Source organism: Pseudomonas sp. RA_35y_Pfl2_P32, assembly GCF_963970735.1.
Classification (GTDB): domain Bacteria; phylum Pseudomonadota; class Gammaproteobacteria; order Pseudomonadales; family Pseudomonadaceae; genus Aquipseudomonas.
The window spans coordinates 84,647-109,266 of record NZ_CAXAQF010000008.1 but is presented as its reverse complement, the minus strand read 5'-3'; the positions used below and the strand labels follow the sequence as shown (position 1 = coordinate 109,266).

General features: G+C 61.7%; 24 protein-coding genes and 1 pseudogene. 13 read left to right on the top strand and 12 right to left on the bottom strand.

Going from position 1 to position 24,620, the window contains the following annotated elements:
* Positions 1 to 229: 229 nt before the first annotated feature.
* Together rph and AACY45_RS10120 are read left to right on the top strand one after the other, a co-directional pair.
* Positions 230 to 952, top strand: coding sequence for a ribonuclease PH (gene rph / locus AACY45_RS10125; protein WP_095164885.1), 723 nt, complete (start codon positions 230 to 232; stop codon positions 950 to 952).
* A gap of 29 nt (positions 953 to 981) precedes the next feature.
* Positions 982 to 1,350, top strand: a complete 369-nt coding sequence (locus AACY45_RS10120; protein WP_339545325.1) for a DUF4870 domain-containing protein — start codon at positions 982 to 984, stop codon at positions 1,348 to 1,350.
* A 154-nt stretch (positions 1,351 to 1,504) separates the two neighbouring features.
* Here AACY45_RS10120 and AACY45_RS10115 read toward each other — a convergent pair whose 3' ends face one another.
* Positions 1,505 to 2,284, bottom strand: coding sequence for an exodeoxyribonuclease III (locus AACY45_RS10115; protein ID WP_003176915.1), 780 nt, complete (start codon positions 2,282 to 2,284; stop codon positions 1,505 to 1,507).
* Between the two features lie 82 nt (positions 2,285 to 2,366).
* Between AACY45_RS10115 and pyrE the strand changes: the two genes are divergently transcribed.
* Entirely contained in the window at positions 2,367 to 3,011 is a 645-nt protein-coding gene (gene pyrE / locus AACY45_RS10110) for an orotate phosphoribosyltransferase (RefSeq protein WP_095081295.1), read from the top strand.
* A gap of 67 nt (positions 3,012 to 3,078) precedes the next feature.
* Here pyrE and argB read toward each other — a convergent pair whose 3' ends face one another.
* The 4 genes and pseudogenes from argB to coaBC form a co-directional block, all read right to left on the bottom strand.
* Positions 3,079 to 3,984 (bottom strand): acetylglutamate kinase, encoded by a 906-nt coding sequence (gene argB, locus AACY45_RS10105; RefSeq protein ID WP_095164880.1) that lies wholly within the window; start codon positions 3,982 to 3,984, stop codon positions 3,079 to 3,081.
* A 39-nt stretch (positions 3,985 to 4,023) separates the two neighbouring features.
* Positions 4,024 to 5,430: pseudogene (locus tag AACY45_RS10100) on the bottom strand (phosphomannomutase/phosphoglucomutase); the annotation flags it as partial.
* A gap of 255 nt (positions 5,431 to 5,685) precedes the next feature.
* Positions 5,686 to 6,141 carry a dUTP diphosphatase gene (gene dut, locus AACY45_RS10095; RefSeq protein WP_339545324.1) on the bottom strand — a complete coding sequence of 152 codons (456 nt, stop codon included), beginning with the start codon at positions 6,139 to 6,141 and terminating at the stop codon, positions 5,686 to 5,688.
* 5 nt (positions 6,142 to 6,146) lie between these two features.
* Complete coding sequence (coaBC, locus tag AACY45_RS10090) at positions 6,147 to 7,355, bottom strand: bifunctional phosphopantothenoylcysteine decarboxylase/phosphopantothenate--cysteine ligase CoaBC (protein WP_159998582.1); 1,209 nt, start codon at positions 7,353 to 7,355, stop codon at positions 6,147 to 6,149.
* 135 nt (positions 7,356 to 7,490) lie between these two features.
* Here coaBC and radC point away from each other — a divergent pair, with 135 nt between their 5' ends.
* The gene (gene radC, locus AACY45_RS10085; protein WP_339545322.1) at positions 7,491 to 8,165 is read left to right on the top strand and encodes a RadC family protein; all 675 of its coding nucleotides are present in this window, start codon (positions 7,491 to 7,493) and stop codon (positions 8,163 to 8,165) included.
* A 72-nt stretch (positions 8,166 to 8,237) separates the two neighbouring features.
* Here the strand turns inward: radC and AACY45_RS10080 are convergent, their stop codons facing one another.
* Positions 8,238 to 9,827: an ABC transporter substrate-binding protein gene (locus AACY45_RS10080; protein ID WP_339545321.1), complete on the bottom strand. Its 1,590-nt coding sequence runs from the start codon at positions 9,825 to 9,827 to the stop codon at positions 8,238 to 8,240.
* Between the two features lie 481 nt (positions 9,828 to 10,308).
* Here AACY45_RS10080 and rpmB point away from each other — a divergent pair, with 481 nt between their 5' ends.
* Positions 10,309 to 10,542, top strand: coding sequence for a 50S ribosomal protein L28 (gene rpmB, locus AACY45_RS10075; protein ID WP_007894701.1), 234 nt, complete (start codon positions 10,309 to 10,311; stop codon positions 10,540 to 10,542).
* A gap of 11 nt (positions 10,543 to 10,553) precedes the next feature.
* Positions 10,554 to 10,709: a 50S ribosomal protein L33 gene (rpmG, locus tag AACY45_RS10070; protein WP_007894709.1), complete on the top strand. Its 156-nt coding sequence runs from the start codon at positions 10,554 to 10,556 to the stop codon at positions 10,707 to 10,709.
* A gap of 80 nt (positions 10,710 to 10,789) precedes the next feature.
* Here rpmG and AACY45_RS10065 read toward each other — a convergent pair whose 3' ends face one another.
* The 3 genes from AACY45_RS10065 to AACY45_RS10055 form a co-directional block, all read right to left on the bottom strand.
* Entirely contained in the window at positions 10,790 to 11,008 is a 219-nt protein-coding gene (locus AACY45_RS10065; RefSeq protein WP_339545320.1) for an I78 family peptidase inhibitor, read from the bottom strand.
* A 113-nt stretch (positions 11,009 to 11,121) separates the two neighbouring features.
* The gene (locus AACY45_RS10060) at positions 11,122 to 11,322 is read right to left on the bottom strand and encodes an I78 family peptidase inhibitor (protein ID WP_339545319.1); all 201 of its coding nucleotides are present in this window, start codon (positions 11,320 to 11,322) and stop codon (positions 11,122 to 11,124) included.
* Positions 11,323 to 11,406: 84 nt separating this feature from the next.
* A complete protein-coding gene (locus tag AACY45_RS10055; protein WP_339545318.1) occupies positions 11,407 to 11,769 on the bottom strand; it encodes a cupin domain-containing protein in 363 nt (120 codons plus the stop codon).
* Positions 11,770 to 11,994: 225 nt separating this feature from the next.
* Between AACY45_RS10055 and AACY45_RS10050 the strand changes: the two genes are divergently transcribed.
* Entirely contained in the window at positions 11,995 to 13,488 is a 1,494-nt protein-coding gene (locus AACY45_RS10050; RefSeq protein ID WP_339545317.1) for an aldehyde dehydrogenase, read from the top strand.
* A gap of 173 nt (positions 13,489 to 13,661) precedes the next feature.
* Positions 13,662 to 14,807: an MFS transporter gene (locus AACY45_RS10045; protein ID WP_339545316.1), complete on the top strand. Its 1,146-nt coding sequence runs from the start codon at positions 13,662 to 13,664 to the stop codon at positions 14,805 to 14,807.
* A 24-nt stretch (positions 14,808 to 14,831) separates the two neighbouring features.
* On the opposite strand, the gene AACY45_RS10040 is transcribed toward AACY45_RS10045, so the two are convergent.
* Positions 14,832 to 16,397: a phospholipase D family protein gene (locus AACY45_RS10040; protein ID WP_339545315.1), complete on the bottom strand. Its 1,566-nt coding sequence runs from the start codon at positions 16,395 to 16,397 to the stop codon at positions 14,832 to 14,834.
* A 507-nt stretch (positions 16,398 to 16,904) separates the two neighbouring features.
* Between AACY45_RS10040 and AACY45_RS10035 the strand changes: the two genes are divergently transcribed.
* The 4 genes from AACY45_RS10035 to AACY45_RS10020 all read left to right on the top strand — a co-directional run bounded on the left by AACY45_RS10035 (position 16,905) and on the right by AACY45_RS10020 (position 21,430).
* Complete coding sequence (locus AACY45_RS10035) at positions 16,905 to 17,555, top strand: DUF1120 domain-containing protein (protein WP_339545314.1); 651 nt, start codon at positions 16,905 to 16,907, stop codon at positions 17,553 to 17,555.
* A 164-nt stretch (positions 17,556 to 17,719) separates the two neighbouring features.
* Positions 17,720 to 18,436, top strand: a complete 717-nt coding sequence (locus AACY45_RS10030) for a fimbria/pilus chaperone family protein (RefSeq protein WP_339545312.1) — start codon at positions 17,720 to 17,722, stop codon at positions 18,434 to 18,436.
* 68 nt (positions 18,437 to 18,504) lie between these two features.
* Positions 18,505 to 20,877, top strand: coding sequence for a fimbria/pilus outer membrane usher protein (locus tag AACY45_RS10025; RefSeq protein WP_339545310.1), 2,373 nt, complete (start codon positions 18,505 to 18,507; stop codon positions 20,875 to 20,877).
* Positions 20,878 to 20,890: 13 nt separating this feature from the next.
* Positions 20,891 to 21,430: a hypothetical protein gene (locus tag AACY45_RS10020; protein ID WP_339545309.1), complete on the top strand. Its 540-nt coding sequence runs from the start codon at positions 20,891 to 20,893 to the stop codon at positions 21,428 to 21,430.
* Here AACY45_RS10020 and AACY45_RS10015 read toward each other — a convergent pair.
* Positions 21,427 to 22,848: an aminotransferase-like domain-containing protein gene (locus AACY45_RS10015; RefSeq protein WP_339545308.1), complete on the bottom strand. Its 1,422-nt coding sequence runs from the start codon at positions 22,846 to 22,848 to the stop codon at positions 21,427 to 21,429. The genes AACY45_RS10020 and AACY45_RS10015 overlap by 4 nt on opposite strands.
* Before the next feature lie 176 nt (positions 22,849 to 23,024).
* On the opposite strand from AACY45_RS10015, the gene AACY45_RS10010 reads away from it, so the two are divergent.
* Positions 23,025 to 23,267, top strand: coding sequence for a DUF1127 domain-containing protein (locus AACY45_RS10010; RefSeq protein ID WP_339545307.1), 243 nt, complete (start codon positions 23,025 to 23,027; stop codon positions 23,265 to 23,267).
* Positions 23,268 to 23,280: 13 nt separating this feature from the next.
* Here AACY45_RS10010 and AACY45_RS10005 read toward each other — a convergent pair whose 3' ends face one another.
* Positions 23,281 to 24,591 carry an NAD(P)/FAD-dependent oxidoreductase gene (locus AACY45_RS10005; protein ID WP_339545306.1) on the bottom strand — a complete coding sequence of 437 codons (1,311 nt, stop codon included), beginning with the start codon at positions 24,589 to 24,591 and terminating at the stop codon, positions 23,281 to 23,283.
* Positions 24,592 to 24,620 lie beyond the last annotated feature (29 nt).

Sequence of the window (24,620 nt, the reverse complement as noted above, 5' to 3'; positions counted from 1 at the left end):
GTTCGGCGGACCTGCTTGAATGAATTAAAGCCCGCAGGCAACAAAGGCGCAGGATTGTAGCGCAGTGCAGGGGGTGCTCCCAAACGAGGCGTGCGACAAAGCGCTGCAGCTCGTCGCGGCGTGCGCTGCAGAGCCTTCGCTCGTCGCCAGTTTTTTTTAGAAGTGCCCAGGCGTGCCCGGCCGCCCTATAATGCTCGGCAGATTTCCGTCCTCCGTACAGGTATCCCCTATGAAACGTCCAAGTGGTCGCGCTGCCGATCAGCTTCGCTCGATCCGCATCACCCGCAACTACACCAAACACGCCGAGGGATCTGTACTGGTCGAGTTCGGTGATACCAAGGTGATCTGCACCGTCAGCGTCGAGAACGGCGTACCGCGCTTCCTCAAGGGCCAGGGCCAGGGCTGGCTGACCGCCGAATACGGCATGCTGCCGCGCGCCACCGGCGAGCGTAACCAACGCGAAGCGAGCCGTGGCAAGCAAGGCGGCCGCACCCTGGAAATCCAGCGCCTGATCGGCCGCTCCCTGCGCGCTGCGCTGGATATGTCCAAGCTGGGCGATGTGACCCTGTACGTCGATTGCGACGTGATCCAGGCCGACGGCGGAACCCGTACTGCCTCGATCACCGGCGCCATGGTGGCCTTGGTCGATGCCTTGAAAGTGATCAAGAAGCGTGGCGGCCTGAAAGGCGGCGACCCGCTCAAGCAAATGATCGCCGCTGTGTCGGTGGGCATGTACCAGGGCGAGCCAGTGCTGGACCTGGACTACCTGGAAGATTCGGCGGCCGAGACTGACCTGAACGTGGTCATGACCAGCACCGGTGGTTTCATCGAAGTGCAGGGCACCGCCGAAGGCGCACCGTTCCAGCCTGAAGAGCTGACGGCGATGCTGGAGTTGGCGAAAAAAGGCATGGCCGAGATTTTCGACCTGCAACAGGCTGCGCTGGCTGACTGAGTGTTCCGGTCGCCAGAAAGGAGAGTGTCATGAGTGATGAGCAACTGCCGCTGCCCGTGCCGAGCCGTGAGGTTCGCCAGTGGGCGATGTTCTGTCATCTCTCGGCCTTGCTGGGGATCTGGTTGCCTTTCGGCTCGCTGATCGGCCCGCTGATCTTGTGGCAGATGAAGCGTGAGGTGGACCCGTTCATCGACGATCAGGGCAAGGAGGCGCTGAATTTCCAGATCAGCGTGGCCATTGCCTCGGTCATCTGCCTGCTGTTGATGGTGGTGGTGATCGGGTTCTTCCTGTTTGCCCTGCTGGCCATTGGTGCGTTGGTGCTGACCATCATTGCCGGGGTCAAGGCCAATGAAGGGCAGGTGTATCGATACCCATTCACCTGGCGGTTGATTAAGTAATAACCAGATGAATTTCCTGTAGGAGCGGGCTTGCCCGCGATAGCGATCTGGCAGGCAGCGCATGGGCTGAATGTCATGGCCTCATCGCGGGCAAGCCCGCTCCCACAAAAAAACCGACATCGCTGTCGGTTTTTTTGTGTCTGCGAAACGACGCCTAGATGGTCAGCGTCCAATCGTAGTCCACGATCAGCGGTGCATGCTGCGAGAACCGCGGTTGACGTGGCAAGCGCGCACTGCGAACAAAGCGGCGCAGGCCCGGGGTCAACAGCTGGTAGTCGAAGCGCCAGCCCAGGTTGAGCATCTCAGCCTGTTCGTTATCCGGCCACCAGCTGTACTGGTCGCCTTCACGGCTGACTTCGCGCAGGGCGTCGACATAACCCATGTTGCCGACAATCTCGTCCATCCAGGCACGTTCAGGTGCGAGGAATCCCGGGGATTGCTGGCTGTCGCGCCAGTTCTTGATATCCAGCTTCTGTTGCGCCACGTACAGCGAGCCACAATAAATGTACTCGCGCCGCTTGCGTCGCTGTTTATCCAGGTAACGGGCGAAATCGTCCATTAGCTTGAACTTCTGGTTCAAGTCTTCATCGCCGTTCTGCCCCGAAGGGAGCAGCAAGGTCGCGATGCTGACCTTGTCGAAATCGGCTTGCAGGTAGCGCCCGTAGCGGTCGGCCGTCTCGAAACCGAGACCGCTGATGACAGCCTTCGGTTGCAGCCGCGAATACAAAGCCACGCCACCTTGGGCGGGGACTTCGGCATCGCAGGCATAAAGGAAGTAGCCATCCAGTTGGAAGGCTGGATCGTCCAGTTCAAAGGCGGAGGCGCGGGTGTCCTGCAGGCAGATGACGTCGGCATTCTGGGCTTGCAGCCAACTGAGCAAACCGCGCTCGACTGCCGCCTGAATACCATTGACGTTCACACTGATGATCCGCATAAATGGCCCCAAAAATCGCGTGCGTGTATGATACACGGCGTCAAGCTAATTAGCTAAATCCGTGGTATTTGGGGTTTTTTACATGCAAGCGTATCAGCGCGATTTCATTCGTTTTGCCATCGATCGCGGCGTTTTGCGCTTCGGTGAGTTCACCCTGAAGTCCGGGCGCACCAGTCCTTACTTCTTTAATGCCGGCCTGTTCAACTCCGGCAGCGCCCTGGCGCAGTTGGGGCGCTTCTATGCGGCGGCCATCGCCGAGAGCGGTATTGCTTTCGACGTGCTGTTCGGCCCGGCGTACAAGGGCATCCCGTTGGCGGCGACCACTGCCGTGGCCCTGGCCGAGCACCACGACCGTGACCTGCCATGGTGCTTCAACCGCAAGGAGGCCAAGGCCCACGGCGAGGGCGGTAGCCTGGTGGGTGCGCCGCTGACCGGCGACGTGCTGATCATCGACGACGTGATCACCGCGGGCACCGCAATCCGTGAAGTGATGCAGATCATCGCTTCCCAGGACGGCGCCAAGGCCGCTGGCGTGTTGATCGCCCTCAACCGTCAGGAGCGTGGCAATGGCGAGTTGTCGGCGATCCAGGAAGTGGAACGTGACTTCGGGATTCCGGTGATCAGCATTGTTTCGCTGAATCAGGTCCTGGAGTTCCTGGCCGACGATCCACAGCTCAAGCAGCATCTGCCAGCGGTAGAAGCCTACCGCGCGCAGTTCGGCGTGTAACCGCAGCCGGACAAAAAAAGACCCCGCTCAGCCTGGCTGAGCGGGGTCTTTTTGCAGGTGCCCGCGCTTATGGGCGCTTGCGATTGCTGATCAGGGTGCCCACACCGGTATCGGTGAAGATTTCCAGCAGGATCGCATTGGGTACCCGGCCATCAATGATCAGCGAGCTACCCACACCGCCCTGTACCGCTTCCAGTGCGCAACGGATCTTCGGCAGCATGCCACCGTAGATGGTGCCGTCGGCGATCAGTTCGTCGACCTGTTGGGTCGTCAGGCCCGTCAGCACGGTGCCTGACTTGTCCATCAGGCCGGCAATGTTGGTCAGCAGCATCAGCTTCTCAGCCTTCAGCGCTTCGGCCACTTTACCGGCTACCAGGTCGGCGTTGATGTTGTACGACTCACCGTTGGCCCCCACGCCGATCGGCGCGATCACCGGAATGAAATCACCCTTGACCAGCAGGTTGAGCAGGTCGGTGTTGATCCCGACCACTTCGCCCACTTGCCCGATGTCGATGATTTCCGGCTGGGTCATCTCCGGTGTCTGGCGGGTCACGGTGAGCTTCTTCGCGCGAATCAGCTCGGCGTCCTTGCCGGTCAGGCCGATGGCGCTGCCGCCATGGCGGTTGATCAGGTTGACGATGTCCTTGTTGACCTGGCCGCCGAGGACCATCTCCACCACGTCCATGGTCTGGGCATCCGTCACGCGCATGCCGTCGATGAAATGACTCTCGATCGACAGGCGCTTGAGCAGGTCGCCGATTTGCGGGCCTCCACCGTGTACCACCACCGGGTTGATGCCCACGGCTTTCATCATCACGATGTCGCGGGCAAAGCCGGTCTTCAGCTCCTCGCTTTCCATCGCGTTGCCGCCGTATTTGATCACCAGCGTCTTGCCGACATAGCGGCGAATGTAAGGCAGCGCTTCGGACAGGACCTTGGCGGTGTTGGCGGCGGCTTCGCGTTCGAGGGTCATTCAGGGCTCCGGCACTTGTGATAAAGGCGCTTCAAATAATCAAAACGGGAGTTGGAGGTCAGGTGCAACACGTTTCAGTTGGGTGTGGAACACGTCCTTGATGCGCTGCAGCTCAGGCTCATCGTCGGCCTCGAATCGCAGCACCAGCACCGGTGTCGTGTTGGAGGCGCGAACCAGGCCCCAGCCTTTTGCGTAGTCGACCCGCACGCCGTCGATGGTGGTCAGGTCGGCGCCGTCGCCCCACTGTGCGTCGTGCAGTGCATCAATGATGCTGAATTTGCTCTCTTCGGTCACATGGATATTGATTTCTGGCGTAGAAATATCGTTCGGGAAGGTCTCGAACAGCTCCTGAGCCGTGGATTGCTCCTGGCTGAGGATCTCCAGCAGGCGAGCGGCGCTGTAAATGCCGTCGTCGAAACCGAACCAGCGCTCCTTGAAGAAGATATGTCCGCTCATTTCGCCAGCGAGCAGGGCGCCGGTCTGCTTCATTTTTTTCTTGATCAGCGAGTGACCGGTTTTCCACATCAGTGGCCGACCGCCATATTCCTTGATCAGCGGGGTCAGGCGGCGGGTGCATTTGACGTCGAAGATGATCTCGGCGTCCGGGTTGCGTGCTACCACGTCCTTGGCAAACAGCATCAGCAGGCGGTCCGGGAACACGATATCGCCGGTGTTGGTCACCACGCCGACACGGTCGCCGTCACCGTCGAAGGCCAGGCCCAGGTCGGCGTTGGTTTGCTTGACCTTGGCGATCAGGTCCACCAGGTTTTCCGGTTTGCCCGGGTCCGGGTGGTGGTTGGGGAAGTTGCCGTCGACTTCGCAGAACAGCGGGATCACTTCGCAATTCAGGGCTTCGATCAGCTGTGGGGCAATGACGCCGGCAGCGCCGTTACCGCAGTCGACCACCACTTTCAGGCGGCGTGCGAGCTTGATGTCCTGGACAATCTGGGTGCTGTAGCGATCGAGAATCTCGACCTTGGTGATGCTGCCTTCGCCGCTGGTCAGATTGTTGCTTTTCAGCCGCTCATGCAGAGCCTGAATCTGTTCGTTGGCCAGGGTGTCGCCAGCAATCACGATCTTGAAGCCGTTGTAGTCCGATGGGTTGTGGCTGCCAGTGAGCATCACCCCTGACTTGCCCGCGAGGACGTTGGCGGCGTAGTACAACGCCGGGGTTGGCACCAGGCCAACGTCGCTGACATGGCACCCGGCGTCGGCCAGGCCCTGGATCAGTTGCTCGACCAGTTCCGGACCGGACAGGCGGCCGTCACGACCGACACTGATGTTCGGCTCATCCTGGGCCAGGGTCTGGGCGCCGATGGCGCGGCCGATCCAGTAAGCGGTTTCGGCGGTCAGGGTCTGTGGGACCACCCCCCGAATGTCGTACGCGCGAAAGATGCTGTCGGGAAATGTGGGGGCGACGCGGGTTGTGTTGCTCATCACTGGGGTTGCTCCAACTCAAAGGTTGCTGGACGGGCCGACGAGAGGTTCGTCGACGGGTTCAAACTGAAGGGTTTGACGGCGTTTTCGGTACAGAGTTCGTGGTGCACAAGTGCCATGCCCTAGGGCTGGCGCCTGTGCGGTCGTCTGTGGCCTTGAATTCGCTCGCCAGTTCCCGCAATTGGCGTCTGCGCAAGGTTCATCCTGAAATGCAAAGCATAGTGCCAGGACCGGGTAGGGCACCCGGTCCTGGCACCGGTGTTATCAATGGCTACCGGAATGGCCGAAGCCACCTGTGCCACGTTGGGTTTCGTCAAACTCTTCGACCAGTTCGAAGTGGGCTTGTACCACCGGCACCAGCACCAGTTGGGCCAGGCGCTCGCCGACCTCAATCTTGAATTCGCTCTGGCCGCGGTTCCAGCAGGACACCATCAGCGGGCCCTGGTAGTCGGAGTCGATCAGGCCGACCAGGTTGCCCAGCACGATCCCGTGCTTATGGCCCAGGCCCGAGCGCGGCAGAATCAGTGCGGCCAGGCCAGGATCGCCGATGTACACCGACAGGCCGGTAGGAATCAGCAGGGTTTCGCCGGGCTGGATAACGGTGTCCTGTTCCAGCATGGCCCGCAGGTCGAGGCCGGCGGAACCGGGTGTGGCGTACTGGGGCAGCGGAAACTCACTGCCGATGCGTGGGTCGAGGATCTTGGCTTGCAAAGCGTGCATACGAATTAAACCTGGTTCAGACGTTCGGCGATAAAAGTGATCAGTTGGCGGGCAATCTTGCCCTTGCTGGTCTGGGCGAAAAGGGTAGCGTGCAACTCGCGGTCGATCACGCTGCAGGCGTTTTCCTCGCTGTTGAAGCCAATGCTGGGGTTGGCCACGTCGTTGGCGACGATCAGGTCGAGGTTCTTGTCCTTGAGCTTGCGTGCGGCGTAATCGAGCAGGTGTTCGGTTTCGGCGGCGAACCCGACGCTGAATGGACGGTCCGGTCGGGTGGCAATGGTGGCCAGAATGTCTGGATTGCGCACCATTTGCAGGACGAAGCCGTCGCCAGTCGTAGGGTCTTTCTTGAGTTTTTGCGGGGCGACGACTTCCGGGCGGTAGTCCGCAACCGCAGCGGACGCGATGAACAGGTCGCAAGGGATCGCGGCTTCGCAGGCGGCCAGCATGTCGCGGGCGCTGACCACGTCGATGCGCGTCACCCGGTCCGGGGTCGGCAGGTGCACCGGGCCGGTGATCAGGGTCACGCGGGCGCCTGCTTCCACCGCGGCTTCGGCCAGGGCAAAGCCCATTTTTCCGGAGCTGTGGTTGGTGATATAGCGCACCGGGTCGATGTTTTCCTGGGTCGGACCGGCAGTGATCAGCACGTGCCGACCAGTCAGCGCCTGGCGCTGGAAACAATCGGCGGCGCACTGGGCCAGGTCATCGGCCTCCATCATGCGGCCCATGCCGACGTCGCCGCAGGCCTGGCTGCCCGACGCCGGGCCGAAGACCTTGAAGCCGCGGCTCTCGAGCAGTTGGGTATTGGCCTGGGTAGCCGGGTCGCGCCACATGGCCTGGTTCATGGCCGGGGCCAGGGCCACGGTGGCGTCGGTGGCCAGCACCAGGGTGGTCAGCAGGTCGTTGGCAATGCCTTGGGCCAGGCGGGCGATCAGGTCCGCGGTGGCAGGGGCGATCAGCACCAGGTCAGCCCACTTGGCGAGCTCGATGTGGCCCATCGCGGCTTCGGCCGCAGGGTCCAGCAGGTCCAGGTGCACCGGGTGCCCGGAGAGGGCCTGCATGGTCAGCGGGGTGATGAACTCGCTGCCGCCGCGGGTCATGACCACGCGCACTTCGGCGCCCTGGTCGATCAGGCGGCGAACCAGTTCGGCGCTCTTGTAGGCAGCAATGCCGCCGCCGACGCCCAGAACGATGCGTTTCCGATACAGCCGCTGCATAGGTCTGCCTTTCAATTCGTTGGTGACATACGTGGCGAAACCCGCTCCCCAGGGAACAATCGCCCGCAAAAAAGATGGGCTACGATATCACAGCGACCGCTACGGAACAGCGGCGCCCATCGACAGGGAGGTGCTATGAGCATTCGAGATTGGCCGACGACGGAGCGGCCGCGGGAGAAACTTCTGGAGCAGGGTTCGGCGAGCCTGTCGGACGCCGAATTGCAGGCGATCTTTCTGCGCACCGGCGTCGCCGGGAAAAGCGCGGTCGACCTGGCCCGGCACCTGCTGCTGCGATTCGGCAGCTTGCGTAACCTGCTGGAGGCGGACCAGCAAGCATTCGGTAGCCAGTTAGGGCTGGGGCCGGCGAAATTCGCCCAGTTGCAGGCGGTGCTGGAGATGGCGCGCCGGCATCTGGCCGAGCACCTGCGCCAGGCATCCGTACTCAAGAGCCCGATCGAGGTGCGCAACTACCTCAAGGCCATGCTGCGGCATGAACCCCACGAGGTGTTTGCCTGTCTGTTCCTCGATTCCCGGCATCGGGTCCTGGCGTTCGAGATCCTGTTTCGAGGCTCGATCGACACCACCAGCGTCCACCCGCGCCAGGTGGTCAAGCGCGCCCTGGCGCACAACGCGGCGGCGCTGATCCTGTGCCACAACCACCCCTCGGGAAACGCCGAGCCGAGCCCGGCCGACCGGGTGCTGACCAAGCGCCTGCAGGAGGCGATGGAGTTGGTCGATGTGCGAGTGCTCGACCATTTCATCGTCGGTGACGGTGACCCATTGTCGATGGCCGAGTATGGGTGGATATGAGAGGAGCAGCGGCAAGTTGCAAGCGGCAAGCCTTGAGCAGGACGCGGACTGCTTTGACGTGCCGCTGGCCGTTTATGGCTTGAAGCTGATCCTGGAATAATCCTGGCGGCCGAACGGGCTGACCGAGTAACCCTGGACATCCTTGCGGGTCAGGGCATAGGCGGTCGGGTGGGCCAGGGGCAGCCACAGCGCCTGCTGCTGGATTTGTCCCTGGGCCTGTTCATAGAGCTTGGTGCGCACGCCCTGCTCAGTGGTGGTCTTGCCAGCGTTGATCAGTTTGTCCAGGCCTTGATCGCAGTACCGTGCGAAGTTGGTCCCGGACTTCACGCCCGCGCAGGAGAATTGCGGGGTGAGGAAGTTGTCTGGGTCGCCGTTGTCACCGGCCCAACCCATGAAGAGCAGGTCGTGTTCGCCGGCCTTGGCGCGACGAATCAGTTCGCCCCATTCGATCACGCGAATTTCCGCCTGAATCCCGATTTCTGCCAGGTCCGCCTGCAACAGCTGAGCACCCAGGCTCGGGTTGGGGTTGAGCAGGCTGCCGGAAGGGCGGGTCCAGATCGTGGTCTGGAAACCGTCCTTGAGCCCAGCCTGGGTCATCAGTGCGCGGGCCTTGGTGAGGTCTTTGGGGTAGCCCGGCAGGTCCTTGGCATAGCTCCAGGTGTTGGGCGGGTAAGGGCCATTGGCGGCTTGGGCGGTGTCTTCGAACACGGCCTTGAGGTAGCTGGCCTTGTCGAAGGCCAGATTGATCGCCTGGCGCACCTCCGGTTTGTCCAGCGGCGGATGCTGGCTGTTGATGGCGACGAAGGCGGTCATGAAGGCCGGCGTGCTCTCGACCTTGAGGTTCGGCTCCTGGGCGGCAGCCTGGACGTCCAGCGGTTTGGGCGACAGGGCGATCTGGCATTCGTTGCGCCGCAGTTTCTGCAGGCGCACGTTGGCGTCCGGGGTAATGGCGAACACCAGGGTGTCGATCGCGGGCTTACCGGCGAAGTAGTCGCGGTTTGCCTTGTAGCGGATCGATGCGTCTTTCTGGAAACGTCCGAAAATGAACGGCCCAGTGCCGATCGGCTGGCTGTTGAGTTTCTCGGGTGTGCCCGCCTTGAGCAATTGATCGGCGTATTGCGCGGAGTAGATCGAGGCGAAACCCATGCTCAGCGTGGCGAGGAAGGTCGAGTCGGGGTGGTCGAGGGTGAAGCGAATGGTCAGTGGGTCGAGGGCGTCGATTTTCTTGATCAGCGCAGGCAGCTGCATCGATTGGGAGTGCGGGAAGCCACTCTGGGCGATCTTGTGCCAGGGCTGCGCTGGGTCCAGCATGCGGTCAAAGCTGAACTTCACGTCTTCGGCGGTCAGGGTGCGGCTCGGGTGGAAGTATTCGGTGCGATGGAACTTCACTTCCGGGTGCAGCCTGAAGACATAGGTCAGGCCGTCGGCCGAGACTTCCCAGCTGTCAGCCAGGCTCGGCACGACCTTGCCACTGACGGTGTCAAAATCCACCAGGCGATTCATCAGCACGTCCGCCGAGGCGTTGGTGGTGGTCAGCGAGTTGTATTGAACGACGTCGAACCCTTCCGGACTGGCCTCGGTGCAGACGCTCAGGGCGGCAGCCTGGGCCAAAGGGCTCAGTAGGAGAGGGGCAAGCAACAGCGGTAGGGCAGCGAGGCGCATGTGTGGATTCCTTTGCAGATCGAAGGCCCATCTGCGAGTGCAGTCTGGAAAAGGCTTACCCTAGTGGCCTGCCAGGCAAATGACTATCCCCTTTTTTGTTTTGTGTCCTGCTCGACGGTGCATGTTTTCGCCGTTTATTACCCGTCGGGCGGGGCGTATTAGCGTAAAGTGGCGTGCCGACACCCTCTGTACGAGGGGGGAGGGTGTTGCTCTGCGACGAGCGGTCACTGCCATCGATAGCCTTTATCCAAGGCGTCTGGCGACGTAAATCCAGGGTTTTTGAAAACTCTCTTCACACCAATAGTTGTTGCTATGGGGTCTTTCTGGTATAAAGCAGCGCTCTTTTCTAGGGGCCCGGTTCCTTCACTGTAGGTGTAGCCGGTAAGACCTCTAAAGAAACGCGGCGCCTGGCGCCAAATGACTGAGAGATTAAGCGGCCAACCCATGCCGGGTTGGGCATGTGGTTTTAGAGGGCTGAGGCATGTCGAGAGTATGTCAAGTTACCGGTAAGGGTCCGGTGACTGGGAATAACATTTCCCACGCAAACAACAAAACCCGTCGTCGTTTCCTGCCGAACCTGCAGCATCACCGCTTCTGGGTTGAAGAAGAGAAACGTTTCGTGCGTCTGCGCGTATCTGCCAAAGGCATGCGTATCATCGACAAGCGTGGCATCACTGTCGTGCTGGCCGAAATCCGCAAAGCTGGCAAGATCTAAGGGAGCTAATCATGCGTGAATTGATTCGTTTGATTTCGAGCGCCGGTACTGGTCACTTCTACACTACCGACAAGAACAAGCGCACTACTCCGGACAAAATCGAGATCAAGAAATTTGATCCGGTTGTTCGCAAGCACGTGATCTACAAAGAAGGCAAAATCAAGTAATTGATTTTTCCCTCTTAAGAAAAAGGCCCGTATCGCAAGATACGGGCCTTTTTTATGGCCTTGGGAAAACCCTCAGGTGCTCAGCCGCACTGAATGCTGACAATGACATTGTCGGCGTTGGTCAGTAGGCTGATCCTGCGAGGGACATACTTGCGGTCTGATGCGTAGCGAGGGCCTGTGACCCGTACCGGTGCGCCATTGGCCTGGGCTCGTACTTCCTCGAGCAACTGAGGGGTGTAGGTCTGGCCAATGGTGTACTCAGCGACCGTAATGTCGCATGAGTCTTGAGCGTCGGACATGTTGCCTCCTTGCATTGTGTGTCTGGATTGGCGCACATCCTGTGCGCCCTCGTTAAAAAGGCCGGTATCGCGAGATGCCGGCCTTTTTAGGTTGGTGCCGGTCTGGCGAGCACTCAACCGAAGCGGAACGCCTCGATGGTGCCGGAGGCATTGGTGACGATGTGAATTCGCGTGCTATCCAGTTCCTTGGTCGCGACTTCACTGGCGCCGACTACGCGCCGCGCGGTCAGTTCGCCGATGTAGGCCTTCACGGCCGTCACATAGGGCTGGCCGATCAGGTGTTGGAGTTGTAGGAGTACTTCTTCATTGGTCATGTTCATTAATCCTTTAAGTGAACGATTTGTCCTTCGGGACAGTTCGATCCTCCTCTCGGCCATGACCTGCTGTGCGGTATATATTTATGGCTTTTGTTCAAACGCCACGTAGATCTTGCGGCAGGTTTCCAGGACTTCCCAGGTGCCCCGGAATCCGGCGGGGATGACAAACCGATCACCGGTGCGCAGGGTCTTGGCATGACCGTCGGTGTCGCGCAACACCGAAACCCCCTGGACGATTTCGCAATACTCATGCTCGGTGAAATTCACCGTCCACTGCCCGACGGCACCTTCCCAGACCCCGGCATTCAGCTGGCCACACGGGCTGTTGTAGTGGTTGTAGACAGTTTGCTCAGGGTCGCCCTTGAGGATTTTGGCCGCGTCCGGGCGGTAGCGTTCGGCGGCGGTGCCGGCTTGGCTGAAGTCGACGATGTCCTGGATGCTCATTCTGGTAATCCCCCCGTATTTGCTCGGAAAGCCCCGAGTCTATGTTTATTAAAATGAACATCGCAAGGTGGTTTACCGGCCTTATGTCAAATATATTGAAACTTGATGGGCGGCTGGTTTAGGGTGGCGGGTGCCTAGGGCCGATTTCAAGGCTGGCCGGGCAGAATTCCTGACAGCACCCGCGAAGAGCGTGGGTGTCGTATTCAATAAGAGGAGGACACTCGTATGACCACCCTGACTCGTGCCGACTGGGAACAACGTGCCCGCGACCTGAAAATCGAAGGCCGCGCCTACATCAATGGCGAATACACCGATGCGGTCTCCGGCGAGACCTTCGAGTGCATCAGCCCGGTCGACGGCCGTCTGCTGGGCAAGATTGCCAGCTGTGACGCCGCCGACGCCCAGCGCGCCGTGGACAGCGCCCGCGCCACGTTCAATTCCGGTGTCTGGTCCCGCCTGGCTCCGGCCAAGCGCAAGGCCGCCATGATCCGCTTCGCCGGCCTGCTCAAGGACAATGCCCAGGAACTGGCCCTGCTGGAAACCCTGGACATGGGCAAGCCCATCAGCGACTCCCTGGGCATCGACGTTCCCGGTGCCGCCCAGGCGCTGAGCTGGAGCGGTGAAGCCATCGACAAGATCTACGATGAAGTGGCGGCGACCCCTCACGATCAACTGGGTCTGGTGACCCGTGAGCCAGTGGGCGTGGTTGGCGCTATCGTGCCGTGGAACTTCCCGCTGATGATGGCGTGCTGGAAACTCGGCCCGGCGCTGTCCACCGGTAACTCGGTGATCCTCAAGCCCTCCGAAAAATCCCCATTGACCGCCATCCGCATCGCGGCCCTGGCCGTTGAGGCCGGTATCCCCAAAGGCGTGCTCAACGTGCTGCCAGGCTACGGCCACACGGTGGGCAAGGCCCTGGCCCTGCACATGGACATCGACACCCTGGTGTTCACCGGTTCGACCAAGATCGCCAAGCAACTGATGATCTACTCCGGCGAGTCGAACATGAAGCGCGTCTGGCTGGAAGCCGGCGGCAAGAGCCCGAATATCGTGTTTGCCGATGCACCGGACCTGCAAGCCGCCGCCGAATCCGCTGCGGGTGCGATTGCGTTCAACCAGGGCGAAGTCTGCACCGCAGGCTCACGTTTGTTGGTCGAGCGCTCGATCAAGGACAAATTCCTGCCACTGGTGATCGAGGCCCTGAAAACCTGGAAGCCGGGCAACCCGCTGGATCCGTCCACTACCGTCGGTGCGCTGGTCGATACCCAGCAAATGAACACCGTGCTGTCGTACATCGAGTCTGGCCATACCGACGGCGCCAAACTGGTGGCAGGCGGCAAGCGCATCCTTGAGGAAACCGGTGGCACCTACGTGGAACCGACGATTTTCGACGGCGTGAGCAATGCCATGAAGATCGCCCAGGAAGAAATCTTTGGCCCGGTCCTGTCGGTCATCACTTTTGATACCGCCGAAGAGGCCATCCAGATCGCCAACGACACGCCGTATGGCCTGGCCGCAGCGGTATGGACCAAGGACATCTCCAAGGCGCACCTGACCGCCAAGGCACTGCGCGCCGGTAGTGTGTGGGTCAACCAATACGATGGCGGCGACATGACCGCACCGTTCGGGGGCTTCAAGCAATCGGGCAACGGCCGTGACAAGTCGCTGCACGCGTTCGACAAGTACACCGAACTGAAGGCGACCTGGATCAAGCTGTAAGGCTTTCAGGGAGCCTGGCTCCCTGAACGACACAGATCCCTTGTGGGAGCGAGCCTGCTCGCGAAAGTGGTATGACAGTCGACGTCGTGTTGAATGTTGCGCCGCCATCGCGAGCAGGTTCGCTCCCACATTGCTTTGTGCCTCACATAAAAATATCCACAGGAGCGTGGAACATGCGTTGGGCGACTTACTTCGCCGTGTTGGCCTCGGTCCTGAGTGTGGGCCTGGCTTTGGGCGTGAGCATGCCGCTGGTGTCGTTTCGCCTGGAAAGCTGGGGCTACGGCTCGTTTGCTATCGGGGTGATGGCGGCCATGCCGGCGATAGGTGTCCTGCTGGGGGCGAAGATCTCCAGCCACCTGGCGGCCCGCCTGGGCACGGCCAATCTGATGCGCCTGTGTTTGTGGGCTGGAGCCGTCTCCATTGGCCTGCTGGCCCTGTTGCCCAGCTATCCCGTCTGGTTGGTATTGCGGCTGATGATCGGGGTGATCCTGACCATCGTGTTCATTCTGGGCGAGAGCTGGATCAACCAGTTGGTGGTTGAGCAATGGCGCGGCCGGCTGGTGGCGCTGTATGGCTGCAGCTATGCCTTGAGCCAGTTGGCCGGCCCGTTGTTGCTGGGGGTGCTGGGTACCGACAACGACATCGGTTTCTGGGTGGGGGTTGCCCTGCTGGTGACGTCGCCCCTGGTCTTGTTGGGTCGCAGTGGGGCGCCGAGCAGCGAAGCCCTGAGCGTGACCTTCGGTGACTTGCTGGGTTTCTGCCGCGGCCTGCCAGCGATTGCCTGGGCGGTGTCGTTGTTTGCCGCGTTCGAAGCGATGATCCTGACCTTGCTGCCGGTGTACTGCCTGCAACAGGGGTTTACCGCAGAAATTGCCCTGGCCATGGTCAGCACCGTGGTGGTCGGCGATGCCCTGCTGCAATTGCCCATTGGCGCCCTGGCGGACTACCTGTCGCGTCGGACCTTGTTTGCCGGCTGCGCGGTGATCCTGATGCTGTCGAGCCTGGCCATCCCGCTGTTGCTCGACACCTTGCTGATCTGGCCGCTGTGGGTGCTGTTCGGTGCCAGTGCCGGTGGCTTGTTCACCCTGTCGCTGATTCTGGTGGGCGAGCGTTATCGCGATGATGCGCTGGTGCGGGCCAACGCCCACATCGCCCAGCTGTGGGGCATCGGTTGCCTGATCGGCCCGCTTGCAGCCGGTGCTGGCAGTCAGTGGGTCAGCGGGCATGCCTTGCCGTTGCTGATGGCGGCGGGGGCCTTTGGCCTGGTGATTCTGTTGCTGCGCCAAGGGGCGTTTGGCGAGGTGGCGGCGCCGGTCTGACCCGTGGCGACTGCGGGCCTGGGTTCAAAGCATTCGCTCCAGGCCCAGAGTGTCGCTGATCCAGGCATTGAAGCGGCGCCACCAGTTGCCTGGCTCACGGGTCAGGGTGTGCAACTGGCCATCGTCTTCAGTGACCCAGACCAACTGACCTTCCTGCAGCCGCACCGCATAACTGAGCGGCGGCGCCATGCCTTCCAGGGCGAGTTCGCGTACACGCTCGGCAAGCACCGGGCTGTCCACCAGCACTCCGACTTCGGTGTTCCACAACACCGAGCGCGGGTCGAAGTTGAATGAGCCGATGAACGCCTTTTGCCGGTCGAAGATGATCGCTTTGCTGTGCAGGCTGGATTCGGAGCCACGGTAGGCGGAACTGCGAAACAGGCTTGGCCCACTACCGCCACCTTCGCCCGGCTGCCGGCGCAGCTCGAACAATTGCACGCCGTGTTCCAGCAGCGCCCTGCGGTAGGGGGCGTAGCCGCCGTGAACGGCGGGCACATCGGTGGCCTCCAGCGAGTTGGTCAGGAAGCTGACGGACACCCCCGCGTCGGCTCGTCCCGTGAGGTACACCAGCCCGGACGGGCCGGGTACAAAGTAGGCCGAGATCATCATCAACTCTTTGCTCACCCCCTGCAGTTCGGGGTCCAGTTGGGTGGTCAGCAGCAATTGCGGATCCGGTTCGCCTTTGGACAGCACCTTGCTCGGCGCGTCCCACAACGCCTGGTTCCAGGCCCAGATCAACTCGCTGCGCCACAGGTCCAGGCGCGGGTCGGTCTGGTAGGCCTTCAACTGCTGGTACAGGGCCTGGTTCTGCCGGTGAGCTTCGTCCAGGGACGTTTGCAACTGGGCGCGGGTCTGGGCCAGGTCCTTGGCCGTGGGCGGGCTGGAGACAAATTCATCGATGGGTTTGCTCAGGGCGCTGTTCCAGTACTGATCGAAGCTGTGGCCGAGTTGTTCGGCGACCGGTCCGACGCCCAGCAAGTCGATGTCGGTGAAATTGAGCTTGGGCTGCGCATCGAAGTACTCGTCACCCAGGTTGCGCCCGCCGACGATGGCGGCGCTGTTGTCCGCCAGCCACAGCTTGTTGTGCATGCGCCGGTGCTGCAGCGACAGATTGAACAGCCGGCCCATGGTGCGGGTGACGCCAGTGCTGCGGCCCAGCTCCAGCGGATTGAACAGGCGAATCTGAATCTGCGGGTGAGCGGCCAGTGTGGCAATGGTCTGGACCTGGCCATCGCTGGTGAAGTCGTCGAGCAGGATGCGCACGCGCACGCCACGGTCAGCGGCCTTGAGCAGCTCGCTGACCAGCAGTCGGGTGCTGATACCGTCGTGGACGATGTAGTACTGCAGGTCGAGGCTGCGCTGCGCGTTGCGGATCAACTCGGCACGGGCGGCAAAGGCCTCGCTGCTGTCCGACAGCAGGCGAAACCCGGATCGCCCTTCATAGGGCGCTGCCTGGGCCTGGATCGAGCGCCCGAAGGCAGACTCCACCGCCGGCAATGCCTGGCTGGGCTCACGGGGCACGTTGAGCGAGGCGCAGCCACTTAGCAGGGCGGCCAGCAACACACAGCGCAGAGCGTTTTTTGGGCGCAAGTCGAATTTTCCTGCAGGTGGGCAGGTGTGGAGTATGGCACGCCTGGGGACGTCGTCACGGTGTGGCGGCGTCGCCTGGAAAGTTTCGGGGGTAATGTGTGTTAAGGGGCAATCAGGACGATAAAAGTTGCGCAATTAGTTGCACGGAATTTAAGGGGGTTGGAAGTTGTGGGTGAGAAATGGCAAGAGGCAAGTTATAGCAAATGTGTATGGGTCCTTAAATGAGTTGCGAGGTGCTGTTTAAATTAAAAATGGTGCGATGGATAAGAGTTTTTACATTATGGCCAAGTTCGCTGAAAGCCATGGTCTGCGTAGGCTCGGCGACTTCTCTTTAGCGGGAAAGGCTGGTAGTTGAAGTGTCCTAGTTAATTTGACGCTACTTCCTACAGATAAACCCTACAGGAAACGGAATGATCCGCTCGCTTTGCTGTTGTGCGAAAAGAACTCGTCGTGACAAAAAGTTATCGGCGGTGAACTGTTTGTTTATATGTATAGAGGTGACAAATTGTGAAAAAAAGCTATTTGATTCCTGTCTTGCTAACCGCCGCTTTTCCATTCGTAGCATGGGCCGAAAGTGCCGATCTGTCGGTGATCGGCACGATTATTCCAACGTCCTGCTCGCCGGTATTTGCCGGTGGCAGCACCGTTGATTTGCGCAAGATATCGGCGTCAAGCCTGAGCAAAACCACGCAAACGATACTGCCTTCCCACGATGTTTCCCTGAATATCACATGCGATGCCCCGGCGTCAGTCGAAGTGACGGTGCGCGATAATCGGGCGGCCACTAAGTTGCCTGGCATTCACGATGGCCAAGGTCGCAACGATCCTGCTTTGTTTTATGGCATTGGCGAAGTCCAGGGGGTCCAGATCGGTGGTTTTGGCCTGCGCTATGGCATTCCGAGCGCAGATGGCGCCAATCAATCCTTGCTGACCCGTACCCCCCTGGCGCCGACGTGGAGGCCTGCAATCAGTGGGCTGGTGGGGAACTCTCCGGACCTTTATTCGTGGGGTCTCAATGCGGCAGCTGGGCCTACCGCTGCACAGAATCACAGCTTTCCCATGACGCTGTTGCCGATCATCGGCGCGAGCGACAGATTGCCGCTGACCAATGAGATCCCGCTCGAGGGGTCTGTGACATTCGACATGTTCTACCTCTGACCGCACTGCGCGTCCCGCGCTCCGGCTGAAGGGGTTCGGCCTGGAGCTTTCGCCTGGCGATGCACTCAGGGTCTGCCATGACCCGTCACCGCCAGGCTCCTTATCTATCGCATGTGCTCGCGCGGCAAGCAGCCGTGGCGCGATGCATTGCCTTGGGAGCCGCCATGGCCATTACAACCTTCAGACTGTTCAACAAGGGGCTGTCCACAATCCTGTTATCGCTGCTCCTGCTGCCCGGTGCCCAGGCCGCTGGCATGGTGCCTCAGACCCCCGTGCTGATCGTGGATCAAGGCGTGGGTGAAGCGACCATGAACGTCAGGAACACCGATGCCCATCCGGCGCTGCTGTACACCCAGATCGAAAACCTTTCGGACAACGACCGTCTGCTACTGATCCCCACGCCAACCGTGACCCGGGTCGAGGGGGGAGATGTGCAGCAGGTGCGATTCCTCCTGCAGAGTGCTGAGCCCCTGCGCGAAGAACGACTGAAGCGGGTCATCTTCGAAGGGATCAACCCGGTGGCCGATGAGCAAGGCGCGCGGGTCAGCCTCGGCGTTCGCCAGAACTTGCCAGTGATCCTGCGACCCGCCAACCTGCCGGTTGAGCGTGAGCCCTGGAAACGCCTGCGCTGGTCTATCGCGAGCGACGGGTTACACGTCAGCAATCCCAGCCCGTATGTAGTACGTCTGGCTAAAACCCTCGTGATGCTGCCAGGGCAGTTGCAGGTGGACCTGCCGCGAACCTACCTGCTGCCCGGTGATGAACTGACCTTGTCTTTGAGACCGGCAGATGCTCCGGCGATCAGCGGAGTGCGCCTGTTTCCGGCAACCACCTACGGGTTTGCGGTCGAGCATTTCGATGCGGCGCTGGTTGCGCCCTGATGTTCTGGGAGGCCCATCGAACGCTGATAGGGTGCGTGGTGCTGATGGTGGGTGTGACCGAGGCGCTCATGGCTGCCGAGGTGGTGCAGTTTGATCGACAGGTGCTGATCGAGCATGGCATCGACCCGGCGCTGGCGGACTATTTTCGCCAGGCACCACGCTTTGCCATGGGACCTCGCTCGGTGGCATTGCAAGTCAATGGCGTGCCCAAGGGGCGAGTCCAGGCGACGTTCGATGCACAAGGCGAATTATGCCTGGACCCCTTGCTGGTGGAGGCGGCCGGGGTGGATTGGCATTCCGCCTTGCCCTCACTGAAGCCGGGCCACTGTGTAGGGGGTGCCGAAGCCCTGCCAGGGGCTGTGGTGCAATTGTTCCCGGCAACCTTGCAAGTCGATTTGCTGATTCCTACGGGGGCGTTGTTACCCTTCGGGGCGCCTGCGCGAAACTTCGCCAAGGGAGGCGTGGCAGGGCTGCTCAACTATGACGCGTTCATCCTGCAGAATCAGTTTGCGGGACAGCGCAGTGATTTCCGTCATCTGGACACGGAAATCGGTGCCAATGCCGGGAATTGGCTGTTGCGCAGTCGACAACGCTACACCTCGTTGCCCAACGATACCCGCACTGAGCACTTGTATGCCTATGCCTCGCGCACCCTGGAGGCGTACCCGGTCAATCTGCAACTTGGCCAGTTGAACATGGCCTCGCCGCTGTTCGCTGGAGAGTCGTTCACCGGCCTGCAGGTGCAACCGGAAAACGCCCCCGGCCTGCGCTGGGACGCAGGGATCAGTGCCCGAAGCCAGGTCGAAGGCATTGCCTATTCACCGTCGCGCATCGAGGTCCGGCAGAACGGCGTGGTGATTTACACCGGCCGGGTCCCGGCGGGCCCCTTCACCCTGCAGGAACTGCCCTTGCTCAGCAGTCGTCTCGATCTGGAGGTGACCGTGCATGAACAGGGTGGGCAGCAGCGCCGCTACACCGTGCCCGCGGCGACTTTGTACGATGCCGACTTTGCCAGCGCGCCGGGGTTTTCCTTTGCTCTCGGACAAGTGCGCCGACTGGCCGCCGATGATCGGCAGACCCCAGCCTTCACCACCTTCAGCCAGGCCTGGGATTGGGGGCGTGACCGGCGATTGACTGCCGGACTGATGGGCAGCGCGCACTACAGGGCCATGGGCTGGGGGCTTGATCAGCAATGGGGCAACACCCTGACCCTGGGCGTGAGACAGGTGCTGTCCAGTGAACGTGCGCAAGGGGTCCAGGGTGATCAATGGCAGGCGACCTTCGGGGCGGTGCTGGCGCCGGGGCTCTCGGCCAGCGTCACGGCGGTGCGCCAGAGCAACGGCTTTCGCACCTTGTCAGACACCGGCTGGAACGCCGAGCTAGGGCGGCCGGATTCGCGCAGCCAGGAACAGTGGGTGTTGGCCCTGAATGGCGCGACGGCTCGCTGGGGGGCATGGGGTACAACCTACTCCAGGTTCGTCAATGCGGATGAGCCGCCACGATCGCGGCTGGGACTCTCCTGGTCGCGGATGTTGAGCGATCGCAGCAGCCTGTCGCTGTCCCTGGAAAAAGGCCTGGGGAGCACCGCGGGGGAGCGGAACAGCACTTCCGCCTACCTGACGCTCAGCCTGCCTCTGGGCGGGCAACGCCGGGTACGCAGCTATCTGCGTCATGACTCATCCTCCGGGGTGCGCAGCGGCGTGTCCCTCAACGAATCCTTGAGCGAGACCCTGGCCTACAGCGCCGGTATAGAGCGTCAGGACAATGGGCTGACGACGGTCAGCGGTCGGCTCAATGCGCTGGCGCACTACACCAGCCTCGACCTCGGTTACTCCCAGCGCGGAACGGACACCAGGAGCCTCGATGCGGGGGTGCGCGGCGGCCTGGTGGCGCACCGGGATGGGCTGACGCTGTCGCCTTATACGCTGCGCGATACCTTCGGGGTGCTCAAGGCGGGCGAGCAGGCGGGAGTGAAACTGCACACGCCCCAAGGGCCGGTGTGGACGGATGGCTTTGGTCGGGCGATTGCCGCGAACCTGCCGGCGTACAGCAAGGCGCGAGTGGAAGTCGACTCCGCCAGCTTGCCGCGCAACGCCCAGGCGCTGCACGGATATCAGGAGGTGGAGGCGGGGCGCGGGGCAGTGCCGCACCTGGACTTTTCGGTGGTGAGTGTTCGTCGCGTATTGCTGCGCACCCGGACCCTCGATACCCAGTGGCTGCCCAGGGGGGTGACCGTGCATGACGAGCAGGACCAGTACCTGGCGACGGTCATGGACACGGGAGCGATCTACGTGAGCGATCTAAGGCCCGAGTCCGTGCTGTTCGCGCGCCTGGCGGACGGCACGCGTTGCCAGTTGGAATTTACCCTGCCTGAGACGGCTGACCCTACGCAGCTAATTGAGAATGTCGAGGCGACCTGTCGCGACCTGAGTGTGTCTTGAGCGAGAACTGCCGATGAAACCTTACCTGATCGGGCCTGCACTGCTGGTCCTGCTGAACCTGATGTCTGCGCCGGCCCAGGCCGGCGAACATTGCTCGCTCAACCTCACTCCCGGCGTGCTCGACTTCGGCGTGAGCAACCGGGCTGCGCTGTTGGCACAAGCGCACGGTGCTGCAGCCGCGGGCAGTTTTGGCGTGCGCCCTGTGTTCCTACGGATTTACTGCACCCAGTCAACGCCTATGAGCTGGCGCTTTGTCGCCCCCGCGGCGGATGCACAACGATTTCGTTTTGGTTCGGGCACCTTGCTGCTGCGGGTGAAAAACGTTCGGCTGGATGGGGCGGCCGTGCGCTGGCGCAGCGAGGCCGGCGAGGGGGTGGGTGAGGCGAACATCTTGCGCCCAGGGGAGCGTGCTCTGGCCGGGGCTGACGGTGCTGCGGCCCAAGGGCATCAATTGGAGGTCGAGCTGGAAGTCGAGGCGAGCGTCCCCGACTCGGTGAGCCGGGCCAGGGACCTGACCCGGCTCGAAGGCGGCGGGCGTTTCCAGATGAACTAGTTGGCCTCGGCCAACAAGGCGATCGCCGCTGCGCCCACCTTGCGCACCGCTTCCTCGACCTGAGCCGTGGGCTTGGCCGCGTAGTTCATGCGCAGGCAATTACGGTACTTGCCCGAGGCAGAAAAGATGCTGCCCACGGCGATCTGTACGCCCTGGTCGAGCAGCACACGATTGAGCTTGAGCGTGTCGAACCCTTCCGGCAATTCGACCCACAGCATGAAGCTGCCCTGGGGGCGGCTGGCGCGGGTGCCGAGGGGAAAGTAGCGGCTGACCCAATCGAGCATGAGGTCGCGATTGCGCTGGTATTGGTTGCGCATTCGCCGTAAATGCGGCTCGAAGTACCCACCCTTGAGGAACTCGGCGATGGCAATTTGTGGTTGTGGTGCGGTCGAGCCGGTGCTGATGTATTTCATGTGCAGTACTCGCTCCAGGTACCGTCCCGGAGCGACCCAGCCGATGCGCAGGCCGGGCGCCAGCGTCTTGGAAAACGAACTGCAGAGCAGCACGCGACCGTCTTCATCGAAGGACTTGATGGTGCGCGGGCGTGGGTAGGTGTAGGCCAGTTCGCCATACACATCGTCTTCGATAATGGCCACGTCAAACCGCTGGGCCAGGGTCAACAATGCGCGTTTGCGCGACTCCGGCATGATATAGCCCAGGGGGTTGTTGCAGTTGGGGGTCAACTGTATGGCTTTGATTGGCCACTGTTCGAGGGCCAGTTCCAGGGCGTCGAGGCTGATCCCGGTGAGGGGGTCGGTAGGGATTTCCAGGGCCTTCATACCCAGTCCCTTGAGGGTCTGCATGGCGCCGTGAAAACTCGGCGAATCCACCGCGACGATGTCGCCCGGCTCGCAGATAGCGCGAATGCTGGTGGACAATGCTTCGTGACAACCGGTGGTGATCACCAGGTCGTTGGCGCTCAATTGGCTGCCGGAATCGAGCAGCAGGCGGGCGATCTGCTCACGCAGTTCCCGCACGCCGTAGATGTTGTCGTAATACAGCCCTGGCATGTCCTGGCGCCGGCTGATGCGCGCCAGGCTGCGCAACAGGGGTTTCATGGTCGGCGTGGTGATATCCGGCATGCCCCGGCCCAGCTGCACCACGTCCTTGCGTGGCACGGCGCGGATCAGTTCCAGCACCTGGTCCCACTGGGAAATGTCGACCGGGCGTTGCGCCGGGCGACCCACCACCGGCAACTCCGGCAATTCCCTCCCCACCGGGACAAAGTAGCCGGACTTGGGCTTGGGCCACGCCAGTCCGCTGTCCTCCAACACCCGATAGGCCTGTTGCACGGTGCTCAGGCTGACCCCGTGCTCGACACTCAGGGCCCGCACCGACGGCAGGCGGTCACCGGGCCGGTAGAAGCCCTGTTCGATACGCGTGCCGAGCAATTCGGCGAGGTTGACGTACAGAGTCATGGTGCAGCCTCGGTGAAAGGGGTGGAAACCAGTACAGATCAGGTCGAAAACCGGCATTCAGCGGGTAAATCAGTCAATCTGTATGGGTGTAATACAGACTCATTGAATCTGTCATGGTTTTGCCTGCCCGCGCATCATGGAATCTCTGGCTACCCAAGTAAACAGGAGCGTGAAAAATGAACGGCTTGAGCGATGTGCGGCTGACGTTACACAGTCAGGAACTGGAGGCAGGGCACGAGCAGGGCATGCCGGTGGCGATCCGCAATGCCCCGTCCTGCCTGGGTCGCTGGGGCCTGCTCTGGCATCGCCTGCACACGCGCAAGACCCTGCTTGAACTCACGCCGGAACAACTGCGCGACGTCGGCTTGAGTCGTGAGCAAGCGAAGGAGGAGGGGCTGAAGCCGTTTTGGCGACTCTGAGGGATGCTTCGGATCAGGCCAGCTCTTTGAGCCGGTGCCACAACATCCCCAGCGCCAGCAATGGCGAGCGCAGGTAGCGGCCGCCCGGGAAGGTCACGTGCGGCACCTTGGCGAACAGGTCGAAACCGCCGCTGTGCTGGCCGCTGATGGCTTCTGCGAGCAGTTTGCCGGCCAGGTGAGTGGCGTTCACCCCGTGTCCGGAATACGCCTGGGCGTAGTACACGTTTGGCTGGTCCTTGAGTCGGCCAATCTGGGGCAGGCGGTTGGCGCCGATGCCGATCATGCCGCCCCACTGATAGTCGATCTTCACCGCGCTCAGTTGCGGGAAAACCTCCAGCATCTTCGGTCGCATGTAGGCGCCGATGTCTGCCGGATCGCGACCCGAATAGTGGCAGGCGCCGCCAAACAGCAGGCGTCGGTCCGCCGAGAGCCGGTAGTAGTCCAGCGCCACCCGTTGGTCGCACACGGCCATGTTCTGCGGCAGCAGGGCGTGGGCCTGCTCTTCACTCAAAGGTTCGGTGGCGATGATGTAGCTGCCGGCAGGCAGCACTTTGCCGCTCAGGTGCGGGTTGAGGTGATTGAGGTAGGCGTTGCAGCCCAGCACCAGGGTCTTGGCGCGGACCGAACCTCGCGCGGTGTGGACCTTGACCTCAGGCCCGTAGTCGATGCGGGTCACTGCCGACTGCTCGAACAGTCGGACCCCCAGCTGCTGGGCGGCGGCGGCTTCACCCAGGGCGAGGTTCAGCGGGTGCAGGTGCCCCGAGCCCATGTCGATCAGCCCGCCGACGTAGCGGTCAGAGCCCACCACGCTGTGCATTTCGTGGGCCTGCAGCAGGCGGGTGGCGTGGCGATAGCCGAGGCTGCGCAATTCGTCCGCGTCCGCGGCGAAACCTTCCAGGTCGCGGGGTTTGTTGGCCAGGTCGCAGTAGCCCCAGGTCAGGTCGCAGGGGATCTGGAACTGCTCGACCCGCCGGCGAACGATGTCCACCGCCTCCAGGCCCATCAGCTTCATCTGGCGCACACCCTCGGCCCCCAGCACATTGCTGAACTGGTCCAGGCCATGGCCGACCCCACGAATCAACTGCCCGCCATTGCGCCCACTGGCGCCCCAGCCGATCTTGTGTGCCTCCAGCAGCACCACGCTGAGACCGCGCTGGGCCAGCTCGATGGCCGTGTTCAGCCCGGAAAAACCGCCGCCCACCACGCACACGTCGGCCAGTTGTTCACCTGCAAGCATCGGATGATCCGGCTGCGGCAGGCTGCTGGCGGCGTAATAGGAGGCGATGTGGGTGCTCGGGACCGGCGGCTGAACACGGGCAGTCATGGGTTGATCCTGATTATCGGGTGTTGAGT